The organism is Pseudomonas sp. FP2335 (assembly GCF_030687535.1).
In the GTDB taxonomy this organism is placed as follows: Bacteria; Pseudomonadota; Gammaproteobacteria; order Pseudomonadales; family Pseudomonadaceae; genus Aquipseudomonas.
This window is the reverse complement of sequence record NZ_CP117437.1, coordinates 4,194,460-4,207,730: the sequence shown is the minus strand read 5'-3', so window position 1 is coordinate 4,207,730 and position 13,271 is coordinate 4,194,460. Positions and strand designations below refer to the sequence as shown.

The window sequence follows — 13,271 nt, the reverse complement described above, 5'->3', positions numbered from 1 at the left end:
AGGAGTCTTATCGTGGCTAAAAAACCGATCTCTGAAAATACCTCATCTCTTCAACCGGCCAGCACTCCACCGCGCTCGCCGAAAGGGCCCAAGGCGCAATTCCCCGTTCCTGTTGTCAAGTTCGCAGCCAATAACAGCGTGCTGTACCCCATGGATGCGATTGACGGGACGCAGGCCAAGTTGACGTTGCCTGCGGATGCCACGGGCTGCACATTTTTCATCGCTATCAAGGATCAGGCTGAGCCTGCATTCGAGCCCGTTTCTGTGGATGACGGCGATGATGTCGTTCCTATTTCTGCGCAGTCAGTCAGTTTGATGATCGGACACACTATGCAGATGTGGTACACGGCTATGGTGGGGGGCAAGGAGGAGGCTTCCCAAGTGCTGGAGCTGGAAGTTCAGTTCTTGCGGGAGAACGATCTGGTTGTATCGAGGCCGGTGTATACGCACGCCAAGAATGAGTGGAACACATTGTGGCTGAGGATGCAGGGTTTCACTGGTAATGAAATCGTCGCAGTCGAGGCCTGGCCTTTTATCTATGCAGGGCAACGGTTGTTTATCGCCGTCGCCGGCAACCAGCACGTCGCGCCGTACCGCTTCATCTGGGTTGCGCTGGATTATGTGGTACAGCCCCATGAGGCTCATGCGGGTTATGTCTTCAGGTTTCCTCTTTCACGCCCATGGATGGCCAGACTGGATGACTACTCGGCGCTGACGGCCCACTTAGGTGTTATCTGGGATACAAGCCAGCCTGTATTCCCTGAGCCAGGCGACCCTCTTTTTGAAACTCCACTGCCTATCAACGCCCAGGATTTCCACTTGCGTACCACCACGCTGCTGCAGGTGGACCCGTACCAGGAACTGAACCCTCCAAATCTGCGAGAGTCGGTCGAGCTGCGTCCCGGGCATTGGGAGGTCAACCCAACCAACACGGTCAACGGCGGACATGCGATTGTCAATTATGAGGGTATGACTGAAGGCGATCTTGTTTGCGCTCAGGCTGAAGGGGGCGACTATGGACCTATATCGCTTGGTTGTCAGCACGTAAGCGCGGGCGAAAGCAGCTTGTCATTTGAGGTTCCTCCCGAGGTCTTTGCTGCGCTATTCAATAAGACGCTGAAACTGGGCTACACCCTTCAATTCAATGATTACGCACCACAACCTTCGCCGCTGCGCTATATCGACGTGTTGGCGCCACAGCTTCCACACCCGGGCATTGAGCAAGCCACCGCGAGTACGGTGGATCTGAGCACATTCATTGGTGACGGCACAGGTATCGTTCCTCTCTTTGACTACGCCGCCGTGGGTCAATGCTGCTGGATGTGGGTAACCGGTGAGCTTGAGAATGGCAACATCCATGAGTTCGACGTATTGGTGGGTAAGCCCCTTACCGCAGATTGGGTGCAGAGGGGGGTGGATGCCCCCATCTCACGCAGTGAGTTGAAAAAACTGGCGGATTGCAGCGAATTCCAACTGCATTTCGCAGTGGGTTTTGATGGCAAATGCAATCGGGCGACCGCCATTGAGTTTCCTTCGCAGACGTTCACTATCGAGCAAGAGCCGCTGGTGTTGCTTGAGCCCAGCGTTACAGAGGCGGTGGGCTCCAACTTGACTGCTTACAATGGGCGCAATGGCGTACACGTTGAAGTGAATTACGTCGGCATGAACCCCAAGCACACCATCAGCGTCTGCTGGAAAAAGGCTGATGGTACGTGTTGGTCTCTGGCTTCCCAATCCGGCAGCGCTTCGGGGCCGGTCATCTTCCTTCTGCCGTCGGAAGCCGTGATCGAGAGTATGGGGAAAGTGGTGCAGATCACTTACACGGTCACCACTGCATGCAAGGTGCAGACCTCACGGCCTATGAACTTGAACGTCAGTTTGCCTGTGCGCCTGGAAACGCCAAACGTGCTGGAGGCGACGCCACCCAGGACTCAGAACGCCGTTCTGGACCTGAGGACATTTACCGGGAATGCCAATTCTCTCGAAGATCCGATGTGGTTTCTGCGGGCAGGGCAGAAGTGCTGGTTACGAGCGGAGGGTACGGACAAAAACGGCAATGCCTACTCGTTTAATGTGTACTCGGCCAGAGCCATTACCTCGCCAGAGCTGACTGCAGGGGTGGCGGCTCCTGTACTGCGATCCGAGTTGGCTAAGCTAAAGGACACAACCAACTTGTCCCTCACATTCAGCGTCGCAACGGACGGTAGTTCAGATGAGAATGTGGTATGTCCAAAACGGATGTTGAGCGTGGTTACGCCAGCTTTAATTCTCTATGAGAACTTCGATGTTCGTGATGTACCCAACCCTCAAATTATCACTGCTGGCGGCAGTCTTGAAACTCCACGTATGACCGTCAGGCACATAAGTGGTCCCGGTCAGTCCGGTGTTATGTTTGAGCCATCCTCACCGTCGGGCCCTGGGCTCATGATAGGTTACCTCCACACGGGCCCTCAGAATATTGAGTTGGATTTAAAATTCTCGTGTCGACGCGTGACCTTTTCACTGATATGGCTTGATGGTTTATTTACGATTGAGTTTTTAGACAGCAGTCATTTCTCAATAGGGAGAATGGTGCTACGCGGCCAAGAAACGGGTGGACCACTTAATCATTGGGTCGATTTCTCCGCACCCTTGAACACTAGCATCTCAACAATTACTTTAAAAACGAGTACCAATGACTGGGTGATGGTTGATACGTTTACTTTGTATCTGACGTAAGACTGGGGCTCGATAAAGGTGCCCATGCATTTGAATGGTCACCTTTATTACAGAAAATCACTGCGGGCCAAGAATCTTCACCAACTTCTCCGGCGACGGCGCCCCCTGCTGTTGCTGCAACCCACCTTTGTCATCCAGATAGAAAATCGCCGGCGTCGCCGACAATTCCAGCTCATCCATCAGCTTCATATTCCCATCCAGCTTGGCTTCAATATCCGCCGGGATCTTCGCCAGTGCCTGCAACTTGCTGCCCTTGCCCGCGGCTTCGTGCTCTTGCAACGCCTTTTGCGGGTCTTTGGCGGCAAACAATGCGGCGGATTTGGCCGCGCTGTCTTCGCGGATGATGCCGACCATGATGTGGCGCAACTGCACCTTGCCGGCCTTCACCCATGGCCGCGCCTGTTCCCAGAACATGTTGCAGTAGGGGCAGTTGGGGTCGCTGAACAGGTAGACGATGCGTGGCGCCTTGACGTCGCCGTCCTGGATCCAGCTGCTTTTTTCCATCTTGGCCCAGACTTCCTTGGCCATTGGTGCGTACACCAGCTTCTCCAGCGGTGCGCTGCTCAGGTCGTTGCCTTGGGCGTCATACAGGTTGCCGGCGAGCACGCTTTTGCCGTCGGCGGTCAGGTACAGGGCCATGCCGCGGTTCTGGTATTGCGCGGCGTAGCCGGTGAGGCCGCTGGGGGCGTCGAATTTGCCGATGATCTTGGCACCCTTGGCCTCGATCTGTTTGATCGGCGCGGGCCAGTCTTCGGCGTGGGCCAGGGTAGCCGCCAGCGTCAGTGGCAGCAGGGTCAGCAGGTGGCGGAGGCTTGGCATGTGGGTTTCCTTGTTGGGGCAGTGTCGAAGGCTTCGAGCGAACGGGCCAGGCTGGCCTGGGACAGTTCGCCCAGGTGGCTGTGGATCAGGCGCCCGTCGGCCTGATAGAACAACGTGGTCGGCAGGGCCATGGAACCCACGGCCTGGCCAAGGCGGCCACTGGCGTCGAACAGCATATTGTCGAGGGTCAGGCCCTGGGTGGCGAGGAAGGTGCTGACGCTTTGCATGCTTTCGGCCTGGTTGACGAACAGAAAGGTCACGTCGGGGCGTTGGCGCTGGGCGCGTTCGAGCACCGGCATTTCCCGGCGGCACGGTGGGCACCAGGTGGCCCACAGGTTGATCACCAATGGGCCGCCTTTGTAGTCGGCCAGTTGCACGGCTTCACCGTTGGCATTGCGCAAGGCGATGTCCGGCAGTTGCACGCCTTTGTCGTACAGGCTCAGGGACAGGCTGGCCAGCCCCCAGAACACCAGGCCGGTAACCACCCCGGCGGCGAGTGGCTTGCGCAGGGGCGGGCGGCGCCAGCCATAGGCCAGGGCGCCGAGGACCAGGGCGATCACGCCGGGCCAGGCGAGGAAGCCGCCGTCGCGCACGTCGACCATTTGCAGCCAGTCGTTGCTGTAGTCGTTCCAGTACATCAACACAAAGCTGACCCGCGCCGCGAGCATCCCTAGCAGGAACAGGCTGAACAGCACCGATTCCGGGTTCTCGCCGCCACGCTTGGCCACGCGCCAGCCCACCAGGGTGGCGAAGATCAGCGCGCTGATCAGCAGCAGGTGATTCAGGGCGATGGCAAAGGTGCCAATGGTCAGGGTCAGCATCAGCGCGCGTCCCGGGTTTGCGTCCAGCGTTGCAGGAAGCCCGCGGCATCCACTTCGCCAGTGATGCGTTGGGCGCGGCGCTCTTCACCGTCCGGGCCGATCCATACGAAGCTCGGCGGGCCGGGGACTTTGTAGCGGCCGAGCAGTTCGCGGCTGGCGGCGTTGTCGGCGGTGACGTCCAGGCGCAGCAGGCGCACGTCTTTCAGCGCGTCGAGGACTTCGGGTTTGCCGAACACCTGTTTCTCCATGATCTTGCACGACACGCACCAGTCGGCGTAGTAGTCCACCAGCACCCATTGGCCCTGGGCCTTGGCGCTGTCGAGTTGGGTTTGCAGCACGGCGGGGTCGTTGATGGTCATGAAGGCGTCGTGGGCTGTCGGCGCGGCAGCCGTCTGTGAACCGCCGTAGACCTTCAACGGTTGCCAGAGGTCGTCGCCGCCACCGGCCGCGCCCACCACCAGCACCGCCCCCCACAGGCCCAACACCAGGGAGCCGGAGCCGAACACCTTGGCGGTCAGGCCGTATTCGTGGGCCAGGGTCCAGCCGCAATAGGCCATGATCAACGCCAGTGCGCCCCACAGGCCGATCCACAGGCTTTCATCGACCACCGGGCGGATCATCAGCACGGCGGTGCCGAGGAACAGGAAGCCGAAGATACCCTTGAGCACGCTCATCCAGCTGCCCGGCTTGGGCAGAAAGCGATTGCCCACGGTCACCAGCAGCAACAACGGGATGCCGATGCCAATGCCCATGGCGAACAGGATCAGGCCGCCATGCAGCGCGTTGCCGCTCTGGGCGATATACAGCAGGGCACCGGCCAGCGGGGCGGTCATGCACGGGCCGACGAGCAGGCCGGACAGCGCGCCGAGCACCCCGGCGCCGACCAGGCTGCCACCGCTTTGCTGGCGGCTGGCGGTGTCCAGGCGGTCACGCAGGAAGGCGGGCAGTTGCAGTTCAAAGAAGCCGAACATCGGCAGGGCGAGGAACACGAACAACGCGGCGAAACTGCCGAGAATCCACGGGGTTTGCAGCAATGCGGCAAGGTTGCCGCCGGCCAGCGCCGCCAACACGCCCAGCGCCGCGTACACCAGCGCCATGCACACCACGTAGCTGCTGGCCAACGCAAAGCCGCGACGCGGGCTGGCGCCACTGCCGACTACCAGCCCGGCGAGGATCGGCAGCATCGGCAACGAACACGGGGCGAACGCCAGCAACAGGCCCAGGCCAAAGAACACCAGCAGGCTCCAACCCAGGCTGCGTTGTTGCAGGCCACTGGCCAGGCTTTGGTCGCTGGCTTCGGCGGTGGCGGCCACAGCCGGGTTGCCACCCAGGTCCACCGTCATTGACTGCGGCGGATAACACAGGCCCGCATCGGCGCAACCCTGCCAGCCCAGCTTGACCTTGCCGGTGACACCGGCGGGGATCTTCACTTCCAGCCCCTGGCGATACACTTGCTGCTCGCCGAAGAACTCATCGCTATGGGCTTCACCCTGGGGCAGCACGGGTTTCTCGGCCAGGCCGTCGAATTTCATGCGCTGCTGGTACAGGTAGTAACCGTCGGCAATCTGCCAATACAGCTGGGTTTCGCCGCTTTCCAGGCGCTCGGATGTAAAGGCGAAGGCCTTGCCCACCGGGAGGAAGTCGGGTTTTGTCTCAAACGGATTGCCCGGCGCGGCCTGGGCGAACCCCGCGAACAACACCAGCAGAAAGATAAACAGATGCCGCATGGTCAAGCCTTAGTTCGATGCAAGTGAGGCACACAATGTGTGGCGTTGATTAACCGATGATTAACCGGCGCTATTCTAGAGTGTAGGGAGTGTCTGAGCGCGCCTCTTTTCACGGCATAATCTGCGCTTAATCCGTGGCACCTTTAATCTCCCCCATCTTTTATGAAGGGTTCAGCATGCACGTACTGGTCTGCGAAGACGATGAACTGATCGCCAGCGGCATCGTGGCCGGCCTCACCGCCCAGGGCTTCACGGTCGAGCGCGTGGGCACGGCGGCGGCTGCGCGGGCGATGCTCAAGGCGGCGACCTTCGACATCATGGTGCTCGACCTTGGCCTGCCCGATGAAGATGGCCTCAAGTTGTTGCAGCAGCAGCGCAGCCAGGGCCTGGAGATTCCGGTGCTGATCCTCACGGCACGGGATTCTGTGACCAATCGCGTCGACGGCCTGCAAGCCGGTGCCGACGACTACTTGCTCAAGCCCTTCGACCTGCGCGAATTGGCCGCACGCCTGCAAACCCTGTTGCGCCGGGTGGCGGGGCGCAGCGTCAACCTGATCGAACACGGACGCCTGGCCTATGACCCGAGCAGCCGCGAAACCTTCCTCGGCGGTCAGCCGGTGGACCTGTCCCGCCGCGAACAGGCGCTGTTGCAGGCGCTGCTGCACAACAAGGGCCGCGTGCTATCCAGCGAGCAACTCAAGGACAGCGTCTACGGTTTCAACGACGAGCTGGAAAGCAACGCGTTGAACGTGCACATCCACCACCTGCGGCGCAAATTGGGCAACGGCATCGTCGAGACCGTACGCGGCCTTGGCTACCGCCTGGGCCCGGCGGATGACGGAGAGAACGCGCCGTGAAAAGCCTGCGCCTGCGCCTGACGTTCAAGCTTGGCGCCGCCTTTGTGCTGATCTGGGCCCTGGCGGCAGCGTGGATGCTCAACGACTTGCGCAACCAGATGATGTTTTCCCTCGACCAGCGCCTGGTGGCATCGGCGCGCATGGTCGCCGGGCTGACCGAGCAGATGCCGGGCCTGGCCAGCATGAGCGGCGGTGCGCATTTCAGCGCGCAGCAACTGAATGTGCCGGGGGGCATGGCCTGTCAGGTCAGCTCCTTGCGCGGCGAAGTCCTGGCGCGCAGCCACGCAACGCCGGACGAAGGCCTGGAGTCGCGCAAGAGCGGTTTTCGCGACCAGGTGATCGATGGCGTGAATTGGCGCAGTTTTACCCTGTCCCGGGGCGATTTGTTGATCACCACCGCCGACCGCCAGGTGGAGCGCGAGGCGCTGAACCTGTCGATCCTGCTCGCTGCATCGGTGCCGGTGGGCGTGGCGATGCTCGGTTGCCTGTGCCTGTTGTGGCTGGGCATCGGCCAGAGCCTGCTGCCGCTCAACCGCATGCGTGACGCGCTGATGCGGCGCAGCGCCGACTCCCTCGAACCGTTGCAGATCCACCCGTTGCCCAGCGAACTCAAGCCGCTGCTCGACACCCAGAACCAACTGTTGCAGCGCATCGCCAAGACCATCGAGCGCGAACGTCGGCTCACCGGCGACGCTGCCCATGAGCTGCGCAGCCCGCTGACGGCGATCAAGACCCACCTGCAAGTGGCGCGCATGACCGACGGCGCGGCCCGCGACCAGTCCCTGGCCCACGCCGAAGAGGGCGCCGACCGTCTGCATCGCACCCTGGAACAATTGCTGCTGCTGGCACGGGTCGAAGGCAGTTTGTCGTTTGACGATGGTTTGCAGTCCAGCGCCGAGGAAGTGGCGCGGTTGGCGATCCAGGACGCCAACGCCGGCGATAACGGGCGTATCGACCTGATCCTGGCGGACAACCTGCGCACCACCCCGGTGGAAATGCCCGTGGGCCTGGCCGTTGCGGCCCTGCGCAACCTGCTGGACAACGCCTTGCGCCATACCCCGGCGCACACCCGGGTGGAACTGCGCGTGTTCACCGACGCCGACCATGTGGTATTTCGCGTACGTGACCATGGCCAGCAGATCTCCAGCGAAGACCTGCAATACCTGACCCAACGCTTCTGGCGCAACGGCAGCAGCGAAGGTTGCGGCCTGGGCCTGGCGATCGTGCAAGCGATTGTGCAGCGCTGCTCGTGCTCGTTGAAATTCGACAGCCAGGCCGATGGCCTGCGCGTCGACCTGGGCATGCCGCTGCGGCACTGATCTTTTTCTTTCAAGCGCCACATAGTTACCGCCCGCCTGAAGGTGAACCCTTCAGGATGGCGTTGGTTTTTTGCGCTTGAACGGGCCGAACGACTCGGCCTGGATTGAAAAGGACAGCTCTTATGTTGGTGATCGATACCAGTTTCCCAGCCAAGGATTTCAACGAACGTAATGGCGAACCTGTGCGCCAGTTGATCCTGCATTACACCGCCGCCCCCTTCGGCGCATCCCTGCGCACCCTCACGCAGGATGGCGTCAGCGCCCACTACCTGGTGCCGGACCCGGATGAGCCGAGCTACCGCGCCGCCGGGTATGACGAATTACGCGCGTTCCGCCTGGTCGATGAAGGCAAGCGCGCCTGGCATGCCGGGGTCAGCCACTGGGGCGGGCAGGACAACCTCAACAGCCGCGCGATCGGCATCGAACTGGTCAACCTGGCACGGGATGACGCCGGGGTGTTTACCTTCCCGACGTACCCTGAGGAGCAGGTCGAAGTGCTGATTGCACTGGCACGGGACATCCTGGCGCGCCACCCGCAGATCGGCCCGAGCGACGTCCTTGGGCACTCCGATGTGGCCTATTGGCGCAAGAGCGACCCCGGGCCGCGTCTGCCGTGGCAGCGTTTACACGAGGTGGGCGTAGGCGCCTGGTTCGATGACGCCACCCGTGCGATGTATCAGCGCCGGTTTTGCCTTGGTTTGCCGCCGGAGGTTGAGGTCGAGCGGGCGTTTCAGCGTTATGGGTACAAGCCTGCGCAGAATCGGCGAGCGTTTGAACAGCGCACGCGAGCGTTCCAGATGCACTTTCGGCCGCGGGATTATTGCGGTTTTCTCGACGCGCAGACCTGCGCGATCCTGTATGCCCTGAATGAAAAGTACCGAGGCCTGTGACCTTATGCCTGGTCGAGAGGTAGGAGGTGCATCCATCAGTTAGCGACCGTGCGGCCTAAATCCTTTCCTCGCTGGTGCGTTTCCAGAACAGGAATCAGATGAGGGATCGAGCAATGTCCGTCGCTATCAGCCATATCGAAGACACCCAGCTTCACGAAACGCTGTACCAGTTTGACGAAAACCCGCTGTTGGCCCGCCAACGCCAGCAGGAGTCCAACGCCCGCAGCTACCCACGGCGCATCCCCCTGGCGCTCAAACGCGCCAAGGGCATCTACGTGGAAGACGTGGAAGGTCGCAGTTTTATCGACTGCCTGGCGGGTGCCGGCACCCTGGCGCTGGGGCATAACCACCCGGTGGTGATCGCCGCCATTCAGCAAGTGCTCAGCGATGAGTTGCCGCTGCATACACTCGACCTGACCACGCCGGTCAAGGATCAGTTTGTGCAGGACCTGTTCGGCCTGTTGCCGCCAGAACTGGCGCGGCAGGCGAAGATCCAGTTCTGCGGCCCGACCGGCACCGATGCGGTGGAAGCCGCATTGAAACTGGTGCGTACCGCCACCGGGCGCAGCACGGTGTTGTCGTTCCAGGGCGGCTATCACGGCATGAGCCAGGGCGCACTGAGCCTGATGGGTAGCCTGGGGCCGAAAAAACCCTTGGGCGCGTTGCTCAGCAGTGGCGTGCAATTTCTGCCGTTTCCTTACGACTACCGCTGCCCGTTCGGCCTCGGCGGTGCCGAAGGCGTGCGGGTCAACCTGCATTATCTGGAAAACCTGTTGAATGACCCGGAAGCAGGCGTAACGCTACCGGCCGCGGTGATCGTCGAAGTGGTGCAGGGCGAGGGCGGTGTGATCCCGGCCGACCTCGACTGGTTGCGCGGCCTGCGCCGCATCACCGAACAGGCGGGCGTGGCGTTGATCGTCGATGAAATCCAGAGCGGATTCGGTCGTACCGGCAAGATGTTTGCCTTCGAGCACGCCGGCATCCTTCCGGACGTGGTGGTGATGTCCAAGGCTATCGGCGGCAGCCTGCCGCTGGCCGTGGTGGTGTATCGCGACTGGCTCGACACCTGGCTGCCGGGCGCCCATGCCGGCACGTTCCGTGGCAACCAGATGGCGATGGCGGCCGGCTCGGCGGTGATGCGTTACCTCAAGGAACATGACCTGGCCGGTCATGCGGCGGCCATGGGCGAGCGCCTGGGTGAACACCTGCGCATCCTGCAGCGCGATTTCCCGCACCTGGGCGACATTCGTGGGCGTGGGCTGATGCTTGGCGTGGAGTTGGTCGACCCGGATGGCACCCCGGATATTCAGGGGCATCCGCCGGTGCATCGCCAACTGGCGCCGCTGGTGCAGCGCGAATGCCTCAAGCGCGGGCTGATCCTGGAACTGGGCGGCCGCCATGGCAGCGTGGTGCGCTTCCTGCCGCCGCTGGTGATCACCGCGGCTGAAGTCGACCGCGTCGCCGAACGCTTCGGCCGCGCCGTCGCGGCAGCGGTCGCCAGCCTCTAATTTTTTGGCGGCTTGGTACGTTTCTACAGATATGAGCGCTGCGCACGGTGCGCAGCCGGCCTTTGAGCGATGGAGAACAGTAATGACCTCAGTATTTGACCGCGACGACATCCTGTTTCAGGTAGTGGTCAACCATGAAGAGCAGTATTCCATCTGGCCCGACTACAAGGCTGTGCCGGAAGGCTGGCGCACCGTGGGCAAGAGCGGCTTGAAGAAAGAATGCCTGGCCTATATCGAAGAAACCTGGACCGATATGCGTCCACTGAGCCTGCGCCAGAAAATGGACGGCACCGCCCTCGCCTGATCTGTTGTGAGCGGGCTTGCCCCGCGGTGGGCAGCGAAGCCGCCCCAAATCCAGGCACCGCGGTCATCCTGAAACACCGCGGCGTACCGTTTGGGGCGGCTTCGCCACCCAGCGCGGGCAAGCCCGCTCACTACTGGGGTGGCGTGGTGGTGACTACTTGCACGCTCAGGCGCGGTGTGGCCAGGTCCAGCCCTGCCTCATCCAGATGCCGCTTCAACGACAGGTTGAACGCCCGCGACACTTCCCATTGCTTGATCGGCGCCGTCTTGAAGCGTGCGCGCAGGATCGCGCTGCCCGACTCGAAACTCTCCACCCCTTGAATCTCCAGCGGCGACCAGATGTTGCGACGCTGCAACGGGTCATTGCGTATTTTCTGGCCGACATCGCGTATCAGCTTGATCGCGTCGTCGATTTCCATGTTGTACGGAATCGCTACCCGGAAGATCGCGTAGCCGAACTCCCGTGAGTAGTTCTTGATGCTCTTGATCTCGCTGAACGGGATGGTGTGCACGATACCGTCGATGTCGCGCAGGCGCACGGTGCGGATGGTCAGGCCTTCGACGGTGCCGAGGTGGCCGCCGACGTCCACGTAGTCATCGATGGCCAGGGAGTCCTCGATGATGATGAACAAGCCGGTGATCAAGTCCGCCACCAGCGACTGTGCGCCAAAACCGATCGCCAGGCCGATCACACCGGCACCGGCCAGCAGCGGCGTGACGTTCATCCCCATGTTCGCCAGGGCGACGATGGCGGCGATGATAAAGATGGTCACGAACAGTACGTTGCGGATCAGCGGCATCATGGTTTGTGCGCGTGCATTGGCCAGGCCTTTGCGCGAGCGGGTGAGGGCGTGGTGGATCGCGGTGTCGCTGAGGATCCAGATCAGCCAGGCAAACAGCAAGGTCCCGGCCAGGCCGAACAGCTTGACGCTGACTTCATGGCCGTCGCCCTCGGTAAAGCGAATCAGCGACAGGCCCCACACCCGCAGGCCCAATTCGATAAAGGCCAGCCACACTACCAGGTGGGCCAGGGTGTAGAAAAAGCTCTTCAGCCGCTCGGAATACAACGCATGACGCTTGTGCCCACGGTGCGGCTTGAGTGCATGGCGGCGCACCAGGCCGTTGATCACCATGCACAACACCAGCAAAACCGTGCACAACAGGGATTGGCGCAGGGCGGTACTGGTGTCGCCGGCCGAAACAAAAGTGGCGAACAGCGAGATACCCACCAGCAGCAAGGCCGGGATGTACCAGAACGAACCGATGATTTCGATGGTGTCGCTCAGGGCGCGGCGTGTAAGGCGGCGCGACAGCGGCTGGTTGCGGATCAGGTGGGCAATCGGCCGGCGGAAACGCAGGATGAACACACCTGTGGACAGCGCCGCCATTACATTGGCCACAGTCGCGGCGGTATGGGACAAGTGCTGACCCAGGGCCTGGACCAGGCGCGGGTCGCTCAAGGCTTCACCAAACGCGGCAAAGCTGCCGATCCACCACAACGGGCGGAACGCCTGGTGGCGCAGGATATACAGCGCGCGATGGCGATGGGGGCCGTCGAGCACCGAGAAGGCAATCACGCAGATCGCCGAAAAGCAGGTGCCGACCACCAGCGCGTACGCCAACACCATCGCCAGGGATTTGCCCAGGGACGACGGCAGCGCGTAGCTCAGGTACACCGTGATCACCAGGGCGATCATCCACGGCCCGAGTTTGCGCAGGGCGAAGCGCACCATGTCCCAGGTGCGCGGGTGTTGCGGCAGTTCTTCGGGCAGGCCGAAACGTTCGCGCACGCGGTGGCTCAGCCAGATCAGCGCGTAGGCCAGCAGGCTCCACAGCGCGAGGATCAGGGCAAAGCCGAAAATGATCGGCAGCCATTCGTTGGCCGGCAGGATCAGGGCACTGAGCTCATCCTTGGCCTGGTCGATCTCATTCGACCAACGCCCCAGCGGGCTGTCGTCCCCGGAAAACTGCGCTTCGAGGCTGGCCAGGGTGCCGCCGATCAGACCCAGCACGCCCTCTTCGGCGGCCGGCTGGGCTTTTTGCGTGGCGGCACGCAGTTTTTTCAGGTCGCTCAGCAGCTGGGTACGCTGCTGATCGTTTTCCAGGGTCTTGATCACCTCGTCCAACGACTGCCCCAACGGCACTTCGGCCTGGGGTTGGGTCTTGTTGCCGCTGCCGAGCAGGCCGGGCAAACCCACGGCGTGGGCGGGCGCGAGCGGCAGCAGGGTGAGCAGGGCGATCAGCAGATAGCAGGGTAGGGCAAACAGGCGGGAGAGCACGAGGCGGTCAACCTTGAAAGCGACGGATCG

At 61.8% G+C, this 13,271-nt stretch carries 10 protein-coding genes; 6 read left to right on the top strand and 4 right to left on the bottom strand.

Going from position 1 to position 13,271, the window contains the following annotated elements:
• The first annotated feature begins 12 nt into the window (after window positions 1-12).
• Window positions 13-2,718 carry a hypothetical protein gene (locus PSH81_RS18880; protein ID WP_305391287.1) on the top strand — a complete coding sequence of 902 codons (2,706 nt, stop codon included), beginning with the start codon at window positions 13-15 and terminating at the stop codon, window positions 2,716-2,718.
• 57 nt (window positions 2,719-2,775) lie between these two features.
• Here PSH81_RS18880 and dsbG read toward each other — a convergent pair whose 3' ends face one another.
• From dsbG to dsbD, 3 genes are read right to left on the bottom strand one after another with little or no spacing between them, the layout of a single operon-like run.
• Window positions 2,776-3,537 carry a thiol:disulfide interchange protein DsbG gene (gene dsbG / locus PSH81_RS18875; RefSeq protein WP_226455024.1) on the bottom strand — a complete coding sequence of 254 codons (762 nt, stop codon included), beginning with the start codon at window positions 3,535-3,537 and terminating at the stop codon, window positions 2,776-2,778.
• Complete coding sequence (locus PSH81_RS18870; RefSeq protein ID WP_226455025.1) at window positions 3,513-4,358, bottom strand: TlpA disulfide reductase family protein; 846 nt, start codon at window positions 4,356-4,358, stop codon at window positions 3,513-3,515. Before PSH81_RS18870 ends, dsbG begins: the two co-directional genes overlap by 25 nt.
• Window positions 4,358-6,085, bottom strand: a complete 1,728-nt coding sequence (gene dsbD, locus PSH81_RS18865) for a protein-disulfide reductase DsbD (RefSeq protein ID WP_305391286.1) — start codon at window positions 6,083-6,085, stop codon at window positions 4,358-4,360. Before dsbD ends, PSH81_RS18870 begins: the two co-directional genes overlap by 1 nt.
• A 176-nt stretch (window positions 6,086-6,261) precedes the next feature.
• On the opposite strand from dsbD, the gene PSH81_RS18860 reads away from it, so the two are divergent.
• From PSH81_RS18860 to PSH81_RS18840, 5 genes are all read left to right on the top strand, one after another.
• Window positions 6,262-6,942 carry a response regulator gene (locus tag PSH81_RS18860; RefSeq protein WP_226455027.1) on the top strand — a complete coding sequence of 227 codons (681 nt, stop codon included), beginning with the start codon at window positions 6,262-6,264 and terminating at the stop codon, window positions 6,940-6,942.
• Window positions 6,939-8,261: an ATP-binding protein gene (locus PSH81_RS18855; protein ID WP_192296956.1), complete on the top strand. Its 1,323-nt coding sequence runs from the start codon at window positions 6,939-6,941 to the stop codon at window positions 8,259-8,261. The genes PSH81_RS18860 and PSH81_RS18855 overlap by 4 nt, the downstream gene beginning before the upstream one ends.
• Before the next feature lie 122 nt (window positions 8,262-8,383).
• A complete protein-coding gene (locus PSH81_RS18850; RefSeq protein WP_226455028.1) occupies window positions 8,384-9,151 on the top strand; it encodes an N-acetylmuramoyl-L-alanine amidase in 768 nt (255 codons plus the stop codon).
• Between the two features lie 113 nt (window positions 9,152-9,264).
• Window positions 9,265-10,659: an aspartate aminotransferase family protein gene (locus tag PSH81_RS18845; protein WP_192296954.1), complete on the top strand. Its 1,395-nt coding sequence runs from the start codon at window positions 9,265-9,267 to the stop codon at window positions 10,657-10,659.
• A gap of 82 nt (window positions 10,660-10,741) precedes the next feature.
• On the top strand, window positions 10,742-10,963 hold the full coding sequence (locus tag PSH81_RS18840) for an MbtH family protein (RefSeq protein ID WP_192296953.1): 222 nt from the start codon (window positions 10,742-10,744) through the stop codon (window positions 10,961-10,963).
• Between the two features lie 130 nt (window positions 10,964-11,093).
• Here the strand turns inward: PSH81_RS18840 and PSH81_RS18835 are convergent, their stop codons facing one another.
• On the bottom strand, window positions 11,094-13,241 hold the full coding sequence (locus PSH81_RS18835) for a mechanosensitive ion channel family protein (protein WP_192296952.1): 2,148 nt from the start codon (window positions 13,239-13,241) through the stop codon (window positions 11,094-11,096).
• Window positions 13,242-13,271: the final 30 nt, after the last annotated feature.